The organism is Streptomyces sp. NPDC107517 (genome assembly GCF_055582645.1).
In genome coordinates this window covers 92,881-114,523 of sequence record NZ_JBVJPM010000006.1, presented here as the reverse complement: position 1 = coordinate 114,523, position 21,643 = coordinate 92,881, and the positions used below count along the sequence as shown (strand labels likewise).

Here is a 21,643-nt window from a genome sequence, read left to right as displayed (position 1 = left end):
AGCGCCACGCGGGGCTTGCTCACTTGACCGCCCCCGCCGTCAGGCCGGACCGCCAGAACCGCTGGAGGAAGACGAACGCGAGAACGAGAGGGAGGACCGCGAGGAGCGAACCCATGATCACCACCGGGTAGTACTCGGGCGAGACGGTCGCCTGGCTGTTCCACTGGAAGAGGCCCAGGCTGACGGGATAGAGCTTCTGGTTGGACAGCATCACCATCGGCAGGAAGAAGTTGTTCCAGATCGCGGTGAGCTGGAAGAGGAAGACCGTGATCAGGCCGGGGCCGAGCATCCGCAGGGAGACACGGACGTACGTCGTCAGCTCACCGGCACCGTCGACGCGGGCCGCCTCCAGGACTTCGTTCGGCACGTAGCCCTGAGCGAAGATGCGGCCGAGGTACACACCGAAGGGGTTGAACAGGACCGGGATGAAGACCGACCAGAAGGTGTTCACGACGCCGGTCGCGGACGCGAGCAGGTACAGCGGCAGCGCGAGCACCGTCTGCGGCACCATGACCGCGGCAAGCACCAGGCCGAACAGCTTCTCCTTGTGCCGGAAGTGGTACTTGTCGAAGGCGTAGCCACAGGCGACGCTGATCATCGCGCCGACCGCGGCGCCGAGCACCGCGTACAGCAGGCTGTTGCCGTACCAGCGGCTGTAGAGGCCGCCGTCCATCGCGAACAGGTCCTTGACGTTCTGGACGAACGAGAAGTCCTTGAAGGAGAGGATGTTGCTGCTGAACAGCGCGTCGCGGGACTTGCCGGCGGCGAGCACCAGCCACAGCGCCGGCAGCACGGTGTAGAGGACGGAGACCGCGACGACGACGTTGACAGTCGTACGGCCCAGCAGACGGGGGCGCAGCAGGGTGGACCTGCTCAGCTCGGCAGTGGTCATCGGGCGTTCTCCTCGGCCGAGTTGACGCGGTTGGTCCAGCGGGTGACGCCGTAGGAGACGGCGATCGTGATGACGAGGAGGATCACCGACGCGGCGGCCGCGAGCGAGTAGTTGTTACGGCTGAACGCCGCGTCGTAGATGTACATGCTCGGGGAGAACCGGGCATCGACGACCTGCGAGCCCGCGCGCAGCAGCATCGGTTCCGTGAACAGCTGCAGCGCCCAGATCAGGGTGAACATCGCGACCATGACGATCGAGGAGCGCACCAGCGGTGCCTTCACCTGGAGCGCGGTGCGCACCGGACCGGCCCCGTCGACCACGGACGCCTCCAGGACCTCCCGGGGGACCGCTTGCAGGGCCGCGTAGAAGACGACCATGTTGTAGCCGAGGTTGCTCCACACCGCGATGTTCACGATCGACGGAATCGCGGTGTGCAGGCCCAGGAAGTCGACGGTGATGTCGGCCTTGCCGAGCACCTGGATGATCGGGCTGATGCCGGGTGTGTAGAGGTAGAGCCAGATCAGCGCGGCGATGATGCCGGGCACCGCGTGCGGCAGGAACAGGCCCAACTGGGCCCAGGAACGCAGCCGTACGAGACCCGAGTCGAGCAGCAGCGCCAGCGCCATCGAGCCGATGGTCATCACCGGGATGTAGATCACGCAGTACAGCGCGACCGTGCCGAGGCCGGACAGGAACGACGGGTCCGTGAGCACGGCGGCGTACGAGCGCAGGCCGACGAAGACCGTGCGCTCCGGGCCGAAGCCGAGGCCCGGCTGGTCGTCGCTGAAGAAGCTCAGCCACACCGCCGTCGCGACCGGGATCAGGAAGACGAGCGTGAGGAGGACGAAGAACGGGGCCATCAGGACGCCCGCGGCGCCGCCCCGGCGGCGCCCCGCCGCACGCTGCGCCTTGCGCCGGGCGTCGTCCGCCTCCCGCGGGGGAGCAGCCGCCGTGGCGGGGGCATGGGTTGTCGCGGTCATGGGACTCACCTGCCTTTCGGGGTGCGGGCGTTCACGTGGAGTGCTGGGTGGTCTTGAGGCCGAGCGCCTTGAGGTCGGGCATCGTGCCGTCCTGCGCGGCGCGCATGGAGGACTCAAGGGTTCCGGAGCCCGCCGCCGCCCGGGCGAAGGCGTCCGTCATGACCTGCCCGGTCGCGGTCATCCGGGGGCCCCAGACCCAGCCGTCGCTGATCTTCTGGGCCTCCTGCTCGAACAGCGTGTAGATGTCCTGCCCGCCGTAGTACGAGCGGTCGAAGGCGGCACGGCCCTCCTTGATCAGCTCGGTCACGGCCGGGTACTGGCTGCTGGCGCCGCTGGACAGGCGGGCCCTGATCGCGTCGGGGCTGGAGACCTGCCACTCGATGAACTCCATGGCGGCCTCGGGGTGCTTGCTGTCCTTCGTGATCGCGAACGTCGAGCCGCCCTGGGTGCCGAGCGTGGGCTTCGCCGGATCCCACTGGGGCTGCGGGGCGATCCGCCACAGTCCCTTCTGCTGGGGGCGCGCGTTCATCTGCGCACCCGCGTCCCAGGCACCGCTGTGCCGGGTCAGGACGAGGCCGTTGCCGACCTGGGCGTCGGCCTCGCGGCTGTTGGGGGGATTGACATAGACGAGGTCCTCGTCGATGAGCCGCTGCCAGTACCGGGACACACGGCGCGTGGGCGCGTCGTCGAGCGACACGTTCCAGGCGCCCTTAGAGGTGTCGAACCAGTGCGCACCGGCCCCCCAGCACCAGCCCGAGAACTGGCCCATGTCCGTGGAGAAGAAGGTCACCTTGCGCTTGCCGCCGGTCCGGCGCACGGCGCGGGCCAGATCGGTGTACTCGTCCCAGGTGGTGGGGACGTCGAAGCCGTACTTGTCGAAGAGGTCCTTGCGGTAGTGCAGCACCATCGGCTCGACGTCCAGGGGCACGCTGTACGTACGCCCCTCGAACGTCGTCAGTCCGAGCGCCTGCGGCAGCAGCTTGGCCTTGAGCTTGTCGCTGATCACGTCCGTGATGTCCCGGGCCACACCGTCGATCGCGTAGCCCGGGACCTGCGGGTACTCGATGGTGGCGACGTCGGGCGCGTTGCCCGCGCGAGCCGCGTTGCTGAGCTTGAGATATCCGCCGGAGGTGCCGGACGGTATCTGTTCGAAAGCGACCTGGATGGTGTCGTGAGTCTTGTTGAACGCATCCACCACCTCCTGGCTGCCGCGGAGCGCGGACCAGAACGTGATGGTGGTCGTGCCTTTGGTACCGGACTTGCTGCTGCTCCCGGATGACGCGCTGTCGTTCCCGCTGCAGGCGCTCAGGGCGCCCGTCAGGGGCAGCGCGGTGATCGCGGCGAGCACCGATCGACGGCTCTGTCGACCAGGCATGGGCGCCTCCCGCGGCTCCTGCGTGTTCGAGTCACGGGAATCCTGATCGGCTGACCGGACTTGGTCAATAGAGCGATCAGAAGAAAATGAAACGGTCAAACGCTCACTGGGGGGTGGCAGTTGTGCCGCGGGTTCCCGGAGCGTCGGATGCGTGCGGTTCCGCGGGGTGCGGGACCTGGGTCGAACCGCGCACCTGCAGCGTAGGGAGCAGTTCCAGGCGTCGCGCCGGTCCCGCCCCCGAGGCCGACGACTGCCCGCCGAGCCGACGCAGCAGCAACTCCGCCGCCGCCCGGCCGACCTCGGCCTTCGGCGGCGAGACGGCCGAGAGCGGCGTGCTGCCGAGACCCGCGACCACGTCGTCGTAGGCGATCACGGAGCAGTCCTCCGGGACCCGCACCCCGCCGTCGCGCAGCGACTGCACCAGCATGAGCGCGTCCACGTCACCATGCAGCACGGCTGCCGTCGCACCCAACTCGGCCAGCAGCCCGGGCAGTTCTATGGGCTGCTCCGCCGCCTCCGCAGCCGGGTCGGGAGCCGCCCCGGGCGAGCTGAGCGCCACCGCCCACTTGTCGACGTCCGGATGGTCCGCGGCGATCTCGACGAACGCCGCGCGCAGGGCGCGGGCAGTCGGGCTGTCGTCCCTCGCGGCGAGCACGATGCGCCGGTGGCCGAGGCCGGTGAGGTGTTCGACGGCGAGATGGATGCCGTACCAGTGATCGGTACAGACCGTGTCCACGGAGTGCAGCGTGCTGCCACGCCGCGGCCTGCGCTCCATCACGACCGCGGGCACCGGCAGGGAGGCGAGCCACGCGTAGTCGGCCTCCTCCGTGGCCCTGCTGCGCCAGCGCGGGGCGATGAGCAGGCCGCGCGCGCCGGACGCCAACGCCTGTTCCACGATGGGCTGTTCGGCTCCCGCGACAGCCGGCGCGATGTGCAGCGCGATCCGGATCCCCGCCTCTTCGAACGCGGTCCGGGCGCCGTGCAGCGCCTCGTAGAGATACGAGTGGCGCTCGGGAACGACGACCGCCACCGGACCCCCGTCGGCCATCGGCTCGACGGGGGCGGCGGCCCGTTCCGTCTCGGGCAGCACCGGGCGGGCGACGCCGTGACCACGGCGCAGCTTGCCCTCCCTGGCGAGTTCCTCGACGTCGCGGCGCAGCGTCACCACCGACACGGCGAGTTCGGCGGCGAGATCGCTCACCCGCGTCGCCCCGCGCGACTGCACCACGGCGAGAATCCGCTGCCGCCTGAGATCGACCGGCTCACGCATGCTGATGGCCCCCTCGACACCCGCTGTTCGTTTGAGCGCTTCGGTGAACGCTTCGGCGGCAGCATAACCAGCGGCTGCGGGAAGGTCAGCCCTTCAGCGGAAGGGACCTTGGTGCGAGGCAGGGCCGCACTGAGTGCGGATGCGCCGGCCGGAGCCGGACCGCACGGTCGAGCGCACCAGGCGGAGCCATCAGTCCAGAAGCCCCAACTGGCCAGCCGCCCGGATCGCGAGCCACACCTCGGCGAAGGACGCCGTTGCGGACAGATCGCGGCCCGTCAGCTCGCTGAAGCGGCGGAGGCGGTAGGACAGGGTGTTGGGGTGGATGTGGAGGGCGGTCGCGGCCTCGTCCGTGCGCCGGTCGCGCTCCATCCAGGTACGCACGGAGGGGAGCAGCCGGGAGCCATGGCTGCTGTCGTAGCGCAGTGCGTCGCCCAGCACGTGGTCCACGAGGGCGGTGAGCGCGGCAGGGTCGTCGGGCAGCCAGCGGCCGGTGGCGTCGTCGGCGTAGCGGACGAGGGGGCGGCCGGACGCCGCGGCGTGGGAGGCGGCCCACAGGGCCTCGCGCCGGGCGACCCGCAGCGAGGCGCCGGGCCGGACGGGGCGGCTCATGCCGGCCGTCACCCCCGGGAGGGCGGCGATCGTGTCGCCGAGCCGGGGCGAGCCGAAGAGGTAGCGGTCGTCGCCCCGGTTGAGGAGCAGGCAGGGCTCGTCGTGGAGCGCCTCCAGCACGGCCTGCTGCGTCACGCCTCTGACCACCGCCAGAGCGGCCTCCCCCTTGATGGAGTGGCGCAGCAGATGGCGCTTCGCCACCGCCGGATCGAGCGCGTCCTGCAGGAGCTCCGCAAGGATCTCGGTCCCTTCGCGGCGCAGCGTCTCGCGTTCGGTGCGGACCATGGCGAGTTGCAGCGCGGCCACGGTGGCGATGTGCTGCACGACGGCCAGGCCTGCCGGGCGTGCGCCGTCGTGCGCGATGGCGATGAGGAACCCGGCGGGTCCGCCGGGTGAGGGTACGGGAAGAGCGAATCCGCCGGGGATGGTCGGCGGGGCGTCCGCCGAGCGGGGCAGCAGGGCCGGGTCCGGCGCGGGCACGCCGGGCAGCAGGGGCCGGCCCTGCCGGGTGCACAGGTAGATGGCGTATCCGGAGAGGTTCTCCAGGCGGCTGAAGAGTTCGGCCGTGTCCAGGTTCTCCGAGGTGAGCCAGCGCAAGGCGCCGAAGACCTGGAGCTGGGCGCCGAGCCGGTGGCGGGCGTCGTCCTGGACAGCGGCCGCGACTTCCTGTGCGACCGCGATGAAGGGGACGGCGAGCGGTACTTCCAGAACCGGCATTCCGCGTTCCTCGGCCGCGGCGTGGAACGCCTGACGGAGCGGTGGCATGTGCAGCTGGGCGGAGACGGCCAGGGCGGCCACCCCGGCGTCGTCGAGCCGTTCCAGGTAGGCCCGCTGCCCGGCGGCCGAGCGCGGCATCGCGAGACCCGTCGTCATGATCATTTCGGCGCCCAGGAGCCAGGGCGTGGGGTCGTCCAGCTCGCTGACGTGCGCCCACGACACCGAGCGGGTCAGGCCCGCCGCCCCCGCGACCAGGCGCAACTGCAACGCGGGGTAGGACAGCAGGTCCGCGACGGTCACCCGCTGGCGGTCCACCCCGCCGGTGGGGTGTTCTTTGTGCTCAGCCACAAACTGAGGCTACCTCTTCGTGCCTGCACCGATTGCCGTGGCAATCGGTTGCCGTGCACACTCACCCGACCACCTGCATGTTTCGCTGTCGCGCAAGGAACTGCCCGCCGCGCCCGCCGACGACCTGATCAACCTGCTCGCTCCCAAGGAGGACGAATGAGTGATTCCCCGGCTCTGACGGAGGTGGAGCAGTACGGCGTCGAACGCATCCCTGACTCGGACCGCTCCGCGAAGCCCCTGGACCTGTTCCGCGTCGCGTTCGGTGGTGCCAACACCTTCGCCACCTGTGTGCTCGGCGCCTTCCCCATCCTGTTCGGCCTCTCGTTCTGGCAGGGTCTCGCGGCGACCGTGCTCGGCCTGGTGGCCGGTGCGCTGATCCTGGCGCCGCTCGCGGTGTTCGGCCCGCGCAACGGCACCAACAACGCCGTGTCGTCCTCGGCCCACCTGGGGGTGCACGGCCGGATCGTCGGCTCGTTCCTCTCGCTGCTCACCGCCGTCGCGTTCTTCTCAATCTCCGTGTGGTCCTCCGGCGACGCCCTGGTCGGCGGCGCGCACCGGCTGATGGGCGTGCCGCAGAACGACGGCGTGTTCGCCCTGGCGTACGGGGTGTTCGCGCTGCTCGTGCTGACGGTGTGCGTGTACGGCTTCCGGTTCATGCTGTTCGTGAACAAGATCGCCGTCGTGGCGGCGTCGACGCTGTTCGTCCTCGGCTTCTTCGCCTTCGCCGGGGACTTCGACCCGGGCTACCAGGGGTCGTTCTCGTCCGCCTCGTCCTCCGGGTTCTGGCCCGCCTTCATCGGCTCCGCCCTGATCGTGCTGTCGAACCCGGTGTCCTTCGGCGCATTCCTCGGCGACTGGGCCCGCTACATCCCGGCACAGGCCTCGAACCGCCGGGTCGTCACGGCCGCGTTCGCCTCGCAGATCGCCACGATCCTGCCCTTCTTCTTCGGGCTCGCCACCGCCTCGATCATCGCGGAGAAGGCGGCCAAGTACATGGACCCGAGTGCGTCGAACTACGTCGGAGGGCTCCTCGCGATCGCGCCCGGCTGGTACTTCCTGCCCGTGTGTCTGCTCGCGCTGATCGGCGGCATGTCCACCGGCACCACCTCGCTCTACGGCACCGGTCTCGACTTCTCCAGTGTGTTCACCCGGTTCAGCCGTGTGCAGGCGACGCTGTTCGTCGGTGTGCTGTCGATCGGATTCATCTTCGTCGGGCGCTTCGCGGCCAACCTCTCGCAGTCCATCTCGACGTTCGCGACGCTGATCATCACGTGCACCGCCCCCTGGATGGTGATCATGATGCTCGGCTGGCTGACCCGCCGCGGCTGGTACGACCCCGACTCGCTCCAGGTCTTCAACCGGCGCCAGAAGGGCGGCCGTTACTGGTTCACCCACGGCTGGAACTGGCGTGGCATGGGCGCGTGGCTGACTTCCGCGGTCCTCGCCCTGATGTTCGTGAACCTGCCCGGCCAGTTCGTCGGCCCGCTCGGCGACCTGGCCGGCGGCGTGGACCTCTCGCTCCTGGTGGGCCTCGGCGTCGCCGCCCTCCTCTACCTGGCCCTGCTGTGGCTCTTCCCCGAGCCGCGCGAGGTCTACGGGCCCCAGGGGCCGCGCCTGGTCCGCGCCTCCGACGCGCCCGTCCCGCCGATCACCGACGACGTCCCCGCGCCCGTCGCCGCGGGAAAGGCGTGACAGCCATGCGCCTCGTGGACCTGTCCGTCGAGCTCGCGACCGGCATGCCGGTCTACCCCGGCGACCCGCGCGTCACCGTCGCCCCCGCCCTGAGCGTCGCGGCGGACGGCGTGAACGTCCTGCACCTCGACATGGGGTCCCAGTCCGGTACGCATGTCGACGCGCCGTTCCACATCGACGATTCGCTGCCCACCCTCGACCAGCTCCCACTGGACCGCTTCGTGGGAGAGGCCGTCGTCGTCGACGCCCGCGGCGCGCACCCGCGTTCACCGCTCGGACCGGACCTCTTCGAGGGCCGGATCCGGGCCGGGGCGATCGTCCTCGTCGCCACCGGCTGGTCGGCGCACTGGGGCACCGACGACTACCTCACCCACCCCTACCTGACCCGGGGAGGCGGCCGAACTCCTGGTCGCCGAGGGAGTGCGTACGGTCGGCATCGACGCGCTGAGCGTGGATCCCACCCCGGACGACGAGTTCCCCGCCCACCAGATCCTGTGCGGGGCACACGCCGTGATCGCCGAGAACCTGACCGGACTCGGCCCCCTGGTCGACGCACAGACAGCGGGCGAGCCCATCGAGGTCTCGCTGCTGCCGCTGAAACTGCCCGCCGCCGACGGCGCACCCGTACGTGCCGTCGCCCGCATCGGCTGAACCGCCCCGCACCCCTGCCACAAGGAGCACGACCGATGACCGACGACGTCCTGAAGGCCGCCGACGCCCTGGTGTCCGCGTTCGGCGAAGGCCGCCTCGACGACTACTTCGACGCGTTCACGCCGGACGCGACGTTCGTCTTCCACACCACGGCCGAACGCGTCGCGTCCACCGCCGACTACCGGGCCCTGTGGAACCGCTGGGTCGCCGAGGACGGATTCCGGATCGTGCGCTGCACATCGGCCGACCAGCTGGTGCAGCCCTTCGGCGACACGGCCGTCTTCAGTCACCGGGTCGAGACCACGGTGGCCACGACGGCCGGCGAGGAGACGCTCCACGAACGCGAGACCATCGTGTTCGCCCGCCAGGACTCCGGCCGCTGGCTCGCCGTCCACGAGCACCTCTCTCCGGTACCCGAAGCCTGACAGGCCGCTCGGCGACGTTGTCCGGAACGCCTTGGGCGTCCCGGACAATGTCGCTGTCATTCGGGCACCGTCACCCCCGCGCCGGTCCGCTCGTCGACTGCCTGGCCTGGAGGGACGTACGCAGGACCACAGTCTGCAGTGGCTTGTCAGTGCCCGCGATACGCTCCTGAAGCAGTCCCGCCGCGGCGAACCCCAGCTCGTACGACGGGAGTTGCACCGAGGTCAGTGACGGGGTGACCAGTTCGGGCCACGGAACGTCGCCGAAGGAGAGCAGGCCGGTCTGCGGGGGCTCGCGGCCCGCGTCGCGCAAGGCGGCAAGGGCGCCCACCGTCATGAGGTTGTTCGCCACGAACACGGCGTCCGGCGGTTCCGGCAGGGCGAGGAGCCGCGCCATCGCGGCCCGCCCACCCTCGACGCGGAAGTCGCCGTGGCAGACGTACTCGGTGGGCGGCTCGGCCTGCCCCGTCTCCCGCAGACGGTCCTGCAGGACCGCACGGTATCCGGCGAGACGCTCGTCCGAAGTCGAGGTGCCCTCGGGCCCGGCGATGCACGCGATCCGCCGGTAGCCCCGGGCGAGCAGGTGCTCGGTGGCCTCCTCGCCACCGTGCTGGTTGTCCAGCATGACCGCGTCGACCGAGGCTCCGCGCGGCCGCCGGTCGACCGCGACGACCGGGGTGCCGCGGTCGGCGAGCGCGGACAGGTCCGTGCGGTGGCGCGACGCGGCGGCGATGATGACGCCGGCCATCTGCTCGGCCGCGGCGACCTCCAGATAGCGGTGTTCCTTGTCGACGTCCTCGTCGGTGTTGCACAGAACGACCGAGAGGTTCGTCTTCTGGGCGGCGTCCTCGACGCCGCGGGCCAGGGCGGTGAAAAAGGGGTTGGCGATGTCCGGGATGATCAGGCCGATCACCGAGGTCCGCTGCACGCGCAGGGAGCGGGCGACTCGGTTGGGGGCGAAGCCCAGCTCGGCCGCGGTCCTGCGTACGTTCGCCGCCCGTTCCGCCGTGACCCGGCCGCCGTTGAACACCCGCGACACCGTTGCCGGGGAGACCCCGGCCGCGCGTGCCACGTCGTAGATCGTCGCCACTGCCCTCTCACTCAATCCCTCGTCCGGGCACGGGCGTTGGCCGCCGCGCGCTGTTGTGTGCGTCATTGTCCGCCCTGCCATGGCCGGTTCGGCGGCCGCGCGGTGAGGTTCCCGTCCAACCCCTTGACAGCGTCTGGCGTGAAACCTACTTTCCCGTGAAACGGATTTCAAGAAGTTCCCGGTCAGTCTGCGTCAAGGGCTACGGGACTCGGCCGTAATTCAGGACATCGAGGGGTAATTCACCTCGACCCTCGTGAAGAAATCGATTTCAAAACGGAGCTTTGATGAGCATCGCCCCCGGCCTGGCCGGCCTCGCCCGCACCACCAGCGCGGTCACGCGTTCCGTCAGCGCGGAGAACTTCACCGGAGCCAAGGGAGCGGGCGGCATGGCGACCGAGGGCACCGGCGCCCTCGCCGCCGACCGGCTCGGCCGCGGCTGGAAGATCTCCCCGAGCATCGACATCGCGGCGGGCGAGACCGTCGTACTCGCCGACATCGACGGCCCCGGCACGCTCACCCACATCTGGTGCACCACGGCCCCGCACGCGGCCTGGCGCCAGACGCTGCTGCGCCTCTACTGGGAGGGCGAGGAGACGCCGGCGGTCGAGGTACCCCTCGGCGACTTCTTCTGCAACGGCTGGAACGTCTTCAGCCAGGTCAGCTCCATCCCCGTCGCGGCCAACCCCAACGGGGGATTCAACGCGTACTGGCCCATGCCCTTCCACCGCAAGGCCCGGATCACCCTGGAGAACCTGGCCGCCGAGCAGATGACGCTCTACTACCAGATCGACTACGAGCTGGGCGAGGTCGCGGACGACTCCGCGTACTTCCACGCGCAGTGGCGGCGCAGCAACCCCGTCACCGCCGGCACGGACCACACCCTCCTCGAGGGCGTCGAGGGCAAGGGCCAGTACATCGGCACCTATCTGGCCTGGGCCGTCAACAGCCCCGGCTGGTGGGGCGAGGGCGAGCTGAAGTTCTTCCTGGACGGCGACGACGAGTTCCCGACGATCTGCGGCACGGGCACCGAGGACTACTTCGGCGGCGCCTGGAACTTCGACGTCCCTGGCCAGGGCTATACCGCCTTCACCACTCCCTATCTCGGTCTCAACCAGATCCTCGAGCCGGACGGGCTTTACGACAGCCAGCAGCGCTTCGGGATGTACCGCTGGCACGTCCTCGACCCGATCCGATTCCAGGAGGACCTGCGCGTGACCGTGCAGTGTCTCGGCATCGCCCGGGGCCACGGGAACGGCCTCCGGCACCGCTACCGGCCCAACCACGACGACATCGCGTCGACCTCTCTCTTCTACCTGGACCGCCCTGCCGGCGCCGCCTTGCCGGCCACGCCCGGACTCCTCGACCTCGAGGTCGACACGCACATGTAGCCGCGTACGGCCGGATCCCCGGCAGTCGCATCCATCCCCAGGCAGGCATGCACTCACAGAGACGGGAGCACACCATGCTCCAGCACGGCAACGGCGCCGTCGTCCCGGCGGCGCCGACGCGCCGCCGATTCCTCGGCGCAGCGGCAGCAGGCGCAGCGGCGGCAGTCACACCGCTGCTGACCGGCTGCGGCGGCCCCGCGAAGGCCGACGGCGGCACGCTCAAGTTCTGGTACTTCTACGACGCCAAGTCGCCCGACCCGGCGGACCTGGCCAGGGCGAAGTGGTTCGAGGACGTCGTCAAGGACTGGAACGCCGACCACGAGGTCAAGGTCGAGCTGTACTACGTCCCCGGCGACAGCTACCAGGGTTCGAAGATGGTCACCGCCTTCGCTTCCGAGGCCGGCCCCGACATCTTCCTGCTCAGCCCCGGCGACTTCCTGCGCTACCAGAACGGCGGCATCCTGGCCGACCTCACGCCGTACATGGAGAAGGGCGTCATCGAGGACTACGGCAGCAGCCTCGCCAGCCGGATGGTCGACGGCAAGGTGTACGCCCTGCCGATGGAGGTCGAGCCACTGGCCATGTACTACAACGTTCCCGTATGGGAGAAGGCCGGTCTGTCGGAGGGCGACATCCCGGCCACCTGGGACGAGATGCTCGACGTCGGCCACAAGCTGCGTGCCAAGGCCGGCGCCGGCCTGGTCTTCCAGACCGACCCCGGGTACTACCAGAACTTCACCTGGTACCCGTGGATGTGGCAGGGCGGCGGCGACGTCGTCGACGAGAACGGCAGGGTCGGATTCGACTCCAAGGCGGCCCGGCAGGCGCTCGCCCTGTGGCAGGACGCCGTGCAGGCCGGCATCGCGCCGCGCACCATGCCCGCCGCCGACGACCTGCTCACCTCCTTCACCTCCGGTCTCGCCGGGATGTGGCAGAGCGGCATCTGGGAGATCTCCGGGTTCCGGACGTCCGCCCCGAAGCACAAGTACGGGGTCTTCAAGCTGCCCGTGCCGTCCGGCGGGAAGTACACCACCGTCCTCGGCGGCTGGTCGTTCTGCGCCAGCACCCAGGGCCGCGACCCCGAGGCCGCGGCGGAGTTCTGCGCCTGGGCCCTCGGCGGGATGAACGACGAGTCCATCAACCGGACCGTCGACTGGTGCACCAGCTCCAAGTCCGACATCGCGCCCCGCACGTCCGCCCTCGAACGCGCTGCCAAGAAGGGCGGCTACGACTTCTGGGCGATGAAGAAATTCAAGGAGGAGATCTTCCCCGGAGGCCGCGCCGAGCCCCGATACCCCCCTGTCGTCTACAAGGCGGTCTCCGACGCCATCCAGGCCACGATGCTCGCCGGCAAGGGCGTGGCCGGCGAGACGGACCGGGCCGCCCGGAGCATCGAGGCCTTCATGCAGAGTTACGAGGGGGCGAGCCTGATATGAGCAGCATCGCTCCGCACACGACGCGCCGGCCGCAGGCACCCGCCGCCGACGCAGCACCGACCGCGGGCGGCCGCAGGCTCAGCCGCAAACACCGCGAGTGGCTGGCCGCCGCGCTCTTCCTGCTCCCCGACGGCATCGGCCTCGGTGTCTTCGTCGTCCTGCCGATGTTCCTGTCGATCGCGCTGAGCTTCTTCCAGGTCTCGGGCTTCGGCAGCTACGAGTGGATCGGCCTCGGCAACTACCAGCGGATGCTCAACGACCCGTACTTCTGGTCCTCGATCTGGGTGACCGCGAAGTACGTCGTGGTCATGGTGCCCACGCTCTTCTGTGTCAGCCTCGCGCTCGGCGTGTTGATGAAGCAGAAGCTGCCCGGCATGGCCGCCTACCGCACCGCGTTCTTCCTGCCGCACATGCTCAGCCTGGTCGTCGTCGGCCTGCTGTGGAAGTTCATGCTCGACGAGCAGACCGGCGTCGTGAACAAAGCAGGCAGCGCCCTCGGCATGAACCCGCTGTCGTGGCTGGGTGACCCCGACCTCGCGCTGTACGCCGTCATCGCCGTGACCATCTGGTACATGATGGGCTACTACATGATCATTTTCCTGGCGGGGCTCAACGAGATCCCCCAGGAGCTGTACGAGGCCGCGAAGCTCGACGGCGCCGGGACCTGGACGGTGTTTCTCCGCATCACCTGGCCGCTGCTGCGGCCGACGAGCTTCTTCGTCCTGATCATGACCACTGTCGCGGCCATCACCGGCACCTTCGACCTGGTCTTCGTCCTGACCTCCGGCGGCCCGGCCAACGGCACCGCGGTGGCGATGTTCTACATCTACCAACAGGCCTTCGTGTTCGGCGAGTACGGCTATGCGGCGGCCCTGGGATCCTTCCTGGTGCTGATCATGGTCGCCCTCTCCGGACTGATCTTCAAGGTCACCAAGGGCGGGAGGTTCGACGATGAGCAGTGACACCGCGACCATCACGAAGGCGGCTCCTGCCGCGGATACGGCCACGGGCGCGACCCCCGCCGCGGGACGTCCGCGGCGACGGCCCTTCGGCCCTCGGGCCGGGCTCGTCGCCCTGGCGGTCGTCCTGTCCGCAGTCAGCATCTTCCCGGTGCTGTGGATGATCACCTCGTCCTTCAAGACCCGCGCCACGGTCACCGACGGCAAGCTCATCCCCACGGACCTCACGTGGTCCAACTTCGCCTACGTCTTCACCGAAGTGCCGTTCGTCCGATGGCTGTTCAACAGCTTCATCACCGCCGCGGTGGTCACGGCCGTGGCACTGCTCTTCCACTCGATGGCCGCCTACGCGCTCGCCCGGCTCAAGTTCCCCGGTCGGGACGGTATCTTCGTGGTCATCTTCTCGACACTGCTGATCACCGCACCCGTCATCCTCATCCCGCTGTTCGTCGTGGTCCGGACGCTCGGGATGCTCGACAGCTACGCGGCACTGATCATCCCTCCGCTCTTCAACGCCTTCGGGATATTCCTGCTCCGCCAGTTCTACCTCGGTATCCCGAAGGAGCTGGAAGAGGCGGCGATCGTCGACGGCTGCGGATACTGGCGGGTGTACTGGAACATCATTCTGCCGCTGTCCCGGCCCATCCTCTCGGCGCTGTCGGTCTTCTTCTTCCTCGCGAACTGGAACGCCTTCGCCTGGCCACTGGTCGCCACCAACGGCGCCGACCTGACGGTCATCCAGGTGGGTATCGCGTCCTTCAGCACCCAGTACGGCGCGAACTGGAACTACGTCCTGGCCGCCGCCGTGGTCGCGGTGATACCCATGCTCGCCCTCTTCCTCGTCTTCCAGCGCCAGATGGTCGAGTCCATCAAGACTTCAGGCCTGAAGTGACCCGACCAGCGCATCGATCCAGAACGAACCGAGAAATACGGTGCTCGCATGCCTCAGTCAGCAGTCATCGGTGTGGACATCGGAACGTCCAGCAGCAAGGGCGTCCTCGTCGGCCTCGACGGCACCGTGCTGCACACGGCCGTCCGTGAACACGCCGTCGACCGCCCGGCCCCCGGGCACGTCGAGATGGACGCGGACATCTGGTGGGGCGAATTCGTCACCCTCTCCCGTGAGTTGACCTCCGCGCGCGACTCGGAGGTCCTCGCGGTCGGGGTCAGCGGCATGGGCCCCTGCGTGCTGCTCGCCGACGAGAACGACGCGCCTGTACGCCCCGCGATCCTCTACGGCGTGGACACCCGCTCCGTCCCGCAGATCGAGCGGCTCGAAAGCGAGCTGGGCGCCGAAGAGATCGCCCACCTCTGTGGCTCGCGGCTCACGACCCAGGCGGCGGGAGCCAAGGTGGCGTGGATCGCCGAACAGGAACCGGAACTCTACGGCCGCGCCCGCAGGCTCTACATGCCCAGCTCCTGGCTCGTACGCAAACTCACCGGCGCCTATGTCCTCGACCACCACTCGGCCAGCCAGAGCACCCCGCTCTACGACACCCTGACCCGCGACTGGTACACGCCGTGGAGCGACCTCATCGCCCCCGGCATCGAACTTCCCGAACTGCGCTGGTCCGGCGAGGCGGCGGGCAAGGTCACCCCCGAAGCCGCACGCCTCACCGGCCTGCCGACCGGTATCCCGGTCACCACCGGAACCATCGATGCCTGGGCCGAGGCGCTGAGTGTCGGCGCGCACGGGATCGGCGACCTCATGCTCATGTACGGCACGACGATGTTCCTCGTCCACACCGTGCCGGGGCTGCTGCGCGACCCCTCGCTGTGGAGCACCGTCGGCGCCCTCCCCGACACCCGCAACCTCGCCGGCGGCATGGCAACGTCCGGCGCCGTCACGAGCTGGCTGCGCGACCTGTTCGGCAGCGACGACTACCGGCAACTGCTGAACCTGGCCGAGGAGTCGGGCCCGGGAGCGGGCGGCCTGCTGATGCTTCCGTACTTCGCCGGGGAACGCACTCCGATCACCGACCCACAGGCACGCGGCGTGATCGCGGGCCTCACGCTCTCCCACACCCGCGGAGACCTGTACCGGGCAGCCCTGGAAGGCACGTCGTACGGAGTGCGGCACAACATCGAGGCCATCGAAGCGGCCGGGGGTGACATCCGCCGCGTGGTCGCTGTCGGCGGCGGCACCCAGGGACGCCTGTGGACCCAGATCGTCTCCGACGTCACCGGCAGGGCCCAAGAGGTGCGTACGACCTCGATCGGCGCCTCCTACGGAGGGGCGCTACTCGCCGCCCAACTCGTGACCGACGCCCGTATCGACGCATGGAACCCGGTCCAGGAAGTCATCACCCCCCGCCCGGAGATGACGTCCCGGTACGACGAGCTGTACGCGCTGTACCGCGAGCTCTACCCGGCGTCGTTCCACGTCGTCCACGCGCTGGCCGACTTCCAGTCCCGCTGATCACCAGGTAGTACCCCTGCCGTGCAGGGGCCCCTCCCACACTCTTCCCTTCCGCACGCCTACGGAGCATCAGCATGCCCTACGCCGTCCCGCAGCCCGTCAAGCTGCCCGCAGCCGAGCCCAACACCGTCTACACCGTCGCCAGCGGCGACCTGCGCCCGGACGCCAACATCACCGGATGGCCCTCGCAGCAGAAACTGGAAGCGGACCTGGCCGCAGCGGTCACCGACCTCGGCTGGACCGCACGTCGAGCCCACCCTGTCGACGAGAAGAAGGGGCACGGCTTCATCGACAGCCAGCGCGCGGGCATCGAGGTCTTCAAGCAACTGCCGCCGGACGCCCCGCTGATCGTCGTCGAGGGTGTCTGGCAGTACAGCCACCACGTCCTCGCGGGCCTGCGCAGCCATCGCGGCCCGATCCTGATCGTCGCCAACTGGAGCGGCGAATTCCCGGGCCTGGTAGGCCTGTTGAACCTCACGGGCAGCCTCACCAAGGCGGGTGTCCCCTACACGGCCCTGTGGAGCGAGGACTTCACCGACGAGTGGGCGCGCGACGGACTGTGCACCTGGCTGGAGACCGGAACCCTCGCCCACGACACCACCCACGTACGGGACCTGCCCGCGCTGCCCGCCGACGCGGAGACGGAACTGGGTGTCGCCCTGGCCCGCCAACTCCGCACGGAGAAGGCCGTCATCGGCGTCTTCGACGAAGGCTGCATGGGGATGTACAACGCCATCATCGACGACGAACTCCTCAACCCCCTGGGTATCTACAAGGAGCGACTGTCGCAGAGCGCCCTCGTCGTCGAGATGAACAAGGTCACCGATGAGGAGGCGCAGGCCGTACGTGACTGGCTGGACGAGGCCGGCCTGACCTTCCACACCGGCACCGACGAGGCCACCGAGCTGACCGATGCTCAACTGCTCAGCCAGTTCCGGATGTACATCGCCGCGCTGCGTATCGCCGACGACTTCGGGCTCGACGCCGTCGGGATCCAGTACCAGCAGGGCCTCAAGGACACCGTCCCCGCCAGTGATCTCGCCGAGGGCCTGCTCAACAATGTGGAGCGCCCGGCAGTGCTCTCCCGCGACGGCTCACGCGAGCTGTACCCGGGCGCTCCGCTGCCCCACTTCAACGAGGTCGACGAGGGCGTGGCCGTGGACTCGCTCGTCACCAACCGGATCTGGACCGCGATGGGGCTCGACCCGGCGACGACCCTGCACGACATCCGCTGGGGGCAGGAGTACGACGGCCGGTTCGTGTGGGTCTTCGAGATATCCGGCTCGGTACCCGCCGCGCACCACGGTGGCTACGACAAGTCCTGGTCGATGCGCCAGCCGCGGATGTTCTTCCCGCTCGGCGGCGGCACCCTCAGCGGAGTGTCCAAGCCGGGCGAGATCGTCTGGTCGCGCGTATTCATCATGGACGGCGCCCTGCACGTGGACCTCGGGCGGGCGAGCGTGGTCGAGCTGCCCGACGAGGAGACCCGGCGACGCCTCGACGCGACCACCCGGGAGTGGCCGATCATGCACGCGGTCCTGCACGGGGTGACGCGTGATCAGTTCATGGCCCGTCACAAGGCCAACCACCTCAACGTGGCGTACGCGCCCGACTCCGCCACAGCCGACAAGGCCCTGCGCGCAAAGGCGGCGCTGTTCGCGGAGCTGGGCCTGCGGGTCCATCTGTGCGGTGACGTACACCTCTGACCCGGCTGCCATCGGGCCTCGGCCACGGAGGCGGACGCGCCGTTGAGGAGGAGGGCCGCCAGCTCCTCTGTCGTCACAGGGCGGTCGGGGGCAGTCGGTAGGCCCGACGCCATGAGCCACATCCGGAAGGCGTCCGAGAGGCGTTCCGGTGCCCTCGTCGACGCCCGCGGCACGGGCGAACTTGGCCGTGGTCGACCTCGGTGGCCGCACCGTTACCGTCGGGCATCTGGCCGTGCGCACCGGGGGCCAGAGCGGCTTCCTGATCGAGCCGGACGGGTTCCCGTTCGTGGGGGGGGCATCGACCTGAGCTCGTTCGGTCCGTACTACGGAGACCTCGGTAGCAGTCTCGTGGACTTCGACGCGTTGATGCGCCGGTGCCGGGAGATCGACGCCCGCTGGTACGGCATGTTGCGTGATTCTGTGGGCACTTCGCGCCAGGACCGGCCAACGATGAGTGGTGTGCTCCCCGTTGGCCGGTCGTTGTGCGTTGGCCCGTTGTGCGTTGTCGCGCGGCGAGCGATCAGCGGGTCGTGGTGACCCGGTGCTCCCTGAGCGCGGCACAGTTGGACCCGGTCACCTGGACGTAGACGTTGTTGATGTTGCCGCCCCAGTCGACGCAGTGGGCCTTGCCGTAGACGTAGGTCGGTCCCGCGTACGAGGTGTACTGCCCGTAGTCCTGGTCACCCTGGTCGGTGTCGGAGACGTAGATCCACGCGGACATGTCCAGCCGGGTGCCGGGGTTGCTGCGGATGGTCGCGACGCAGTTCTTGCCGTTCGACGAGTTGTACGTGAGGTAGACCGTGCCCAGTGAGCCGACCGGCGCCGAGTTGACGGTCTTGTAGCTGCTTCCGCAGACCTTCTGCGGTGTGGTGTTGGGTGCAGCGGAGGCGGGACCCGCCAGCGCGGTCGTGCCCCCGATCGCCAGGGCTGCCAGCGCGGCACCAGTCAGGACAGGTCGGCTGAATCGCATATTTCCCCCTTCTGATCTTTGCGAGTTTGTTGCTCTTACATCATGTGACTCGCGGCACATCGGGATGGTTGTGCCTCTCCGCAAGAGAAGTCGGATCCGGACCCTCGGGCCTGCCGACAGGTGCCCAACGACCTTGCGTGGGTGGCCTGTTGGCATCGTCGTGACTTCTGGATGCGGAGATGGAAGCGGTGCGGGGGAGGGCGTCTGCTGGGGGACGGGCGACGCCCTCCCTCCCGTGCGCCGCGTTTCAGCCGGTCGCGGCGAGCACCTTGCAGTTCGCCCAGCGCGCGAGAGTCAGCGACGCGGTCCGCGGCGGGCGGCGACGACGAGGCAGGATGCGGCGCGACTCGTCGGCCAGTGCCTCCCGGAGGGGGATCAGGTGAGCAGCCACCGCCGCCAGGCAGTAGTGCTCGTCCCGGCACGCGGAACAGGTCGCCAAGTGGGCGGTGACGGCGCGGGCCTCTTCCTCGGTGAGTGCGTCGAGCGTGTAGCCGGCCAGCCGTTCACGGGTGGTGTGGCATTCCTGGGGGTTGCTGAACATGTCGAGTCCTCTCCTGGCCACCGCACAAGCGCGGATTCGCGCAGCTGCGGCACATGAGGCGGGCAGGCGCCGAGGGTCGGTCGTGCCGCGGGGGGCACTGGCGCTCGAGGACCTGCTTCCGTTCATACAGTTCAATGTGGCCGACGCGGGGCGATCACGCGTCGTCTCCCTGAAGCGAATCGCGTCTACTGCATCCGTGGTACCCGGTGCCCGGGCGTACGGCCGACGCTGTCCCGCCTGCCCCGGGCGCCCCTCAGGCCTGGGGGCCGGTCGCTTCCACCGCGGGACTGACCAGGCCGCACTGGTAGGCCATGACCACGAGCTGGGCCCGGTCGCGCGCCGCCAGCTTGGTCATGGCGCGGTTGACGTGGGTCTTCGCGGTCAGCGGGCTTACGAACAAACGTTCGGCAATATCTTCGTTCGACAGGCCCAGTGCCACCAGGCACATCACATCGCGTTCCCGCGGCGTCAGGTACTGCAGGCGTTCCTGGACGACGGTCGGATACAGCTCGGGCTGCGCCAGGAAACGGGAAATCAGCGCGCGGGTCGCCACGGGGGAGAGCAGTGCCTCACCGGCGGCCACCGTGCGGACGGCTTCGAGCAGGACCTCCGGCCGCACACCCTTGCCGAGAAAGCCGCTCGCCCCCGCACGCAGCGCCTCGGCGACGTGCTCGTCGTCCTCGAAGGTGGTGAGGATCAGGACTTTCACCCCGGCGAGGTCCTCGGACTCACTGATGAGGCGCGTGGCGTCGAGGCCGTCCATCTCGGGCATGCGGATATCCATCAGGACCACGTCAGGATGGAGCTCTACGCAGAGGTCCACGGCCTCCTTGCCGTTCTCGGCTTCCCCCACGGTTTCCATGTCGTCCGCGGAATCGAACAGCATCTTGAAGGTGCCCCGCAGCAGAGCCTGGTCATCGGCGAGAAGCACACGGATCGTCACGCTCGTCCCTCCTCGGCGGTGCCCCCCGAAGTCGTCTCGTCGGTACCCGCCGACGCCGGTTCGCCTTCGGCCGTGCCGGACAGCAGCGGCAGCTCGGCAACCACGGTGAATCCGCCCTCGGCACGCGGTCCCGCCTGCACCCTGCCTCCGACTGTGCCGGCCCGCTCGCGCATCCCGATCAGCCCGTGGCCCTTGCCCGGGTCGGAACGGGTGGGCTGCGCCGGTCCGTCGTCCTGCACCGTGATCGTCAGCAGGTTCGGGCGGTAGGACAAGTCCAGTCGGGCCTGGTCCACGCCCGAGTGCTTGCGCACGTTGGTCAGGGCCTCCTGAATGATGCGGTACGCGGCCAGGTCGGCCGCCGGTGGCAGGGGTTTGGGGTCGCCGCTCAGCGTCTGTTTGACAGCGAGCCCAGCCCGTTCGAAGGACGCCAGAAGGTCGGGCACGTGACCCATGCCCGGCGTCGGATCGCGGGGCGCGGCTGTCTCGTCAGGCTGCCGCAGCAGGCTCACGGTGACCCGCAGCTCGTCGAGCGCGGACTGACTCACGTCGCGGATCCCTTCCAGGGCCGTGAGTACGTGTTCGGGCCGCTGCTCCACAAGATGGACGGCGACGCCCGCCTGGGCGTTGATCAGGGCGATGTGGTGGGCCACGACGTCGTGCAACTCACGCGCGATCCGCATCCGTTCGGCCGCCACCCGCTGCCGGGCCTCCTGCTCGCGCGTGCGTTCAGCGTGCTCCGCCCGTTCTTCCACGGCTGCCACATAGGCCCTGCGCGATCGCACTCCGTCCCCGACCGCCGCCGGCAGAGCCGTCCATGCCAGCATCGCCGCGTTGTCCGGGGACAGCCACGTCCCGTCGGTCACGATGGCTGCTCCCACCAGCACGGCCGCCGACACGCACGCTGTTGTCCAGGTGGTGCGCCGGTCGGTGCACGCGGCGACGGTGTACACGGACAGGATCACCGAGCTCGTCCCCAGCGGACCCTCCCGGAACCCGAGCGCCTGAAGCACCACCGCGCAGGCGACGGCCACGACGAGTACGCCGAAGGGGTGGCGGCGCCGCCACACCAGCGCGAAGCAGCTGGTCCCGACGAGCACCACGGCCTGCCATCGGATGGAGATCCGGTGCTCCTCATGAACGATCGAGACCGCCACCATCGACAGCAGAAAGACCAAGGCCGCCGAGAAGACGTCCATGACGCGAACCCGAGCCTGCGCTCCCGGACGTTTAGCGGT

General features: G+C 69.3%; 20 protein-coding genes and 1 pseudogene. 11 read left to right on the top strand and 10 right to left on the bottom strand.

What is annotated here, in order from left to right; translation table 11 throughout:
• Nucleotides 1-19: 19 nt before the first annotated feature.
• The 5 genes from ACZ67T_RS16415 to ACZ67T_RS16395 form a co-directional block, all read right to left on the bottom strand.
• Nucleotides 20-892, bottom strand: a complete 873-nt coding sequence (locus ACZ67T_RS16415; protein WP_469984584.1) for a carbohydrate ABC transporter permease — start codon at nt 890-892, stop codon at nt 20-22.
• Nucleotides 889-1,872, bottom strand: a complete 984-nt coding sequence (locus tag ACZ67T_RS16410; RefSeq protein WP_469984582.1) for a carbohydrate ABC transporter permease — start codon at nt 1,870-1,872, stop codon at nt 889-891. The genes ACZ67T_RS16415 and ACZ67T_RS16410 overlap by 4 nt, the downstream gene beginning before the upstream one ends.
• Before the next feature lie 31 nt (nt 1,873-1,903).
• Nucleotides 1,904-3,247 (bottom strand): ABC transporter substrate-binding protein, encoded by a 1,344-nt coding sequence (locus tag ACZ67T_RS16405; protein WP_469984580.1) that lies wholly within the window; start codon nt 3,245-3,247, stop codon nt 1,904-1,906.
• A 103-nt stretch (nt 3,248-3,350) separates the two neighbouring features.
• On the bottom strand, nt 3,351-4,517 hold the full coding sequence (locus ACZ67T_RS16400) for a substrate-binding domain-containing protein (protein WP_469984579.1): 1,167 nt from the start codon (nt 4,515-4,517) through the stop codon (nt 3,351-3,353).
• Between the two features lie 189 nt (nt 4,518-4,706).
• Complete coding sequence (locus tag ACZ67T_RS16395) at nt 4,707-6,191, bottom strand: PucR family transcriptional regulator (RefSeq protein WP_469984577.1); 1,485 nt, start codon at nt 6,189-6,191, stop codon at nt 4,707-4,709.
• Nucleotides 6,192-6,210: 19 nt separating this feature from the next.
• On the opposite strand from ACZ67T_RS16395, the gene ACZ67T_RS16390 reads away from it, so the two are divergent.
• The 5 genes and pseudogenes from ACZ67T_RS16390 to ACZ67T_RS16370 all read left to right on the top strand — a co-directional run bounded on the left by ACZ67T_RS16390 (nt 6,211) and on the right by ACZ67T_RS16370 (nt 8,959).
• Complete coding sequence (locus ACZ67T_RS16390; protein ID WP_469984575.1) at nt 6,211-6,351, top strand: hypothetical protein; 141 nt, start codon at nt 6,211-6,213, stop codon at nt 6,349-6,351.
• The gene (locus ACZ67T_RS16385; RefSeq protein ID WP_469984573.1) at nt 6,348-7,883 is read left to right on the top strand and encodes a purine-cytosine permease family protein; all 1,536 of its coding nucleotides are present in this window, start codon (nt 6,348-6,350) and stop codon (nt 7,881-7,883) included. The genes ACZ67T_RS16390 and ACZ67T_RS16385 overlap by 4 nt, the downstream gene beginning before the upstream one ends.
• A 5-nt stretch (nt 7,884-7,888) precedes the next feature.
• Nucleotides 7,889-8,215 (top strand): annotated as a pseudogene (locus tag ACZ67T_RS16380) (cyclase family protein); the annotation flags it as partial.
• 88 nt (nt 8,216-8,303) lie between these two features.
• A complete protein-coding gene (locus ACZ67T_RS16375; RefSeq protein ID WP_469985026.1) occupies nt 8,304-8,534 on the top strand; it encodes a hypothetical protein in 231 nt (76 codons plus the stop codon).
• A 35-nt stretch (nt 8,535-8,569) separates the two neighbouring features.
• Nucleotides 8,570-8,959, top strand: coding sequence for a YybH family protein (locus ACZ67T_RS16370; protein ID WP_469984998.1), 390 nt, complete (start codon nt 8,570-8,572; stop codon nt 8,957-8,959).
• Between the two features lie 70 nt (nt 8,960-9,029).
• Here the strand turns inward: ACZ67T_RS16370 and ACZ67T_RS16365 are convergent, their stop codons facing one another.
• Nucleotides 9,030-10,046: a LacI family DNA-binding transcriptional regulator gene (locus ACZ67T_RS16365; RefSeq protein WP_469984571.1), complete on the bottom strand. Its 1,017-nt coding sequence runs from the start codon at nt 10,044-10,046 to the stop codon at nt 9,030-9,032.
• A 284-nt stretch (nt 10,047-10,330) separates the two neighbouring features.
• Between ACZ67T_RS16365 and ACZ67T_RS16360 the strand changes: the two genes are divergently transcribed.
• The 6 genes from ACZ67T_RS16360 (at nt 10,331) to ACZ67T_RS16335 (ending at nt 17,954) form a co-directional block, all read left to right on the top strand.
• Nucleotides 10,331-11,434, top strand: a complete 1,104-nt coding sequence (locus tag ACZ67T_RS16360; RefSeq protein WP_469984569.1) for a glycoside hydrolase family 172 protein — start codon at nt 10,331-10,333, stop codon at nt 11,432-11,434.
• A gap of 47 nt (nt 11,435-11,481) precedes the next feature.
• Nucleotides 11,482-12,870, top strand: coding sequence for an ABC transporter substrate-binding protein (locus tag ACZ67T_RS16355; RefSeq protein WP_469984567.1), 1,389 nt, complete (start codon nt 11,482-11,484; stop codon nt 12,868-12,870).
• Nucleotides 12,867-13,832: a carbohydrate ABC transporter permease gene (locus ACZ67T_RS16350; RefSeq protein WP_469984566.1), complete on the top strand. Its 966-nt coding sequence runs from the start codon at nt 12,867-12,869 to the stop codon at nt 13,830-13,832. Before ACZ67T_RS16355 ends, ACZ67T_RS16350 begins: the two co-directional genes overlap by 4 nt.
• Entirely contained in the window at nt 13,822-14,721 is a 900-nt protein-coding gene (locus tag ACZ67T_RS16345) for a carbohydrate ABC transporter permease (RefSeq protein ID WP_469984565.1), read from the top strand. Before ACZ67T_RS16350 ends, ACZ67T_RS16345 begins: the two co-directional genes overlap by 11 nt.
• Nucleotides 14,722-14,769: 48 nt before the next feature.
• Nucleotides 14,770-16,248, top strand: coding sequence for an FGGY-family carbohydrate kinase (locus ACZ67T_RS16340; RefSeq protein ID WP_469984564.1), 1,479 nt, complete (start codon nt 14,770-14,772; stop codon nt 16,246-16,248).
• 74 nt (nt 16,249-16,322) lie between these two features.
• Complete coding sequence (locus tag ACZ67T_RS16335; RefSeq protein WP_469984563.1) at nt 16,323-17,954, top strand: fucose isomerase; 1,632 nt, start codon at nt 16,323-16,325, stop codon at nt 17,952-17,954.
• 520 nt (nt 17,955-18,474) lie between these two features.
• Here ACZ67T_RS16335 and ACZ67T_RS16330 read toward each other — a convergent pair.
• The 4 genes from ACZ67T_RS16330 to ACZ67T_RS16315 form a co-directional block, all read right to left on the bottom strand.
• Complete coding sequence (locus tag ACZ67T_RS16330; RefSeq protein ID WP_389708139.1) at nt 18,475-18,924, bottom strand: spore-associated protein; 450 nt, start codon at nt 18,922-18,924, stop codon at nt 18,475-18,477.
• A gap of 247 nt (nt 18,925-19,171) precedes the next feature.
• Nucleotides 19,172-19,465 (bottom strand): anti-sigma factor family protein, encoded by a 294-nt coding sequence (locus tag ACZ67T_RS16325; protein ID WP_469984561.1) that lies wholly within the window; start codon nt 19,463-19,465, stop codon nt 19,172-19,174.
• Between the two features lie 253 nt (nt 19,466-19,718).
• Complete coding sequence (locus tag ACZ67T_RS16320; protein WP_469984559.1) at nt 19,719-20,408, bottom strand: response regulator; 690 nt, start codon at nt 20,406-20,408, stop codon at nt 19,719-19,721.
• Nucleotides 20,405-21,604 carry a sensor histidine kinase gene (locus ACZ67T_RS16315; protein WP_469984557.1) on the bottom strand — a complete coding sequence of 400 codons (1,200 nt, stop codon included), beginning with the start codon at nt 21,602-21,604 and terminating at the stop codon, nt 20,405-20,407. The genes ACZ67T_RS16320 and ACZ67T_RS16315 overlap by 4 nt, the downstream gene beginning before the upstream one ends.
• Nucleotides 21,605-21,643: the final 39 nt, after the last annotated feature.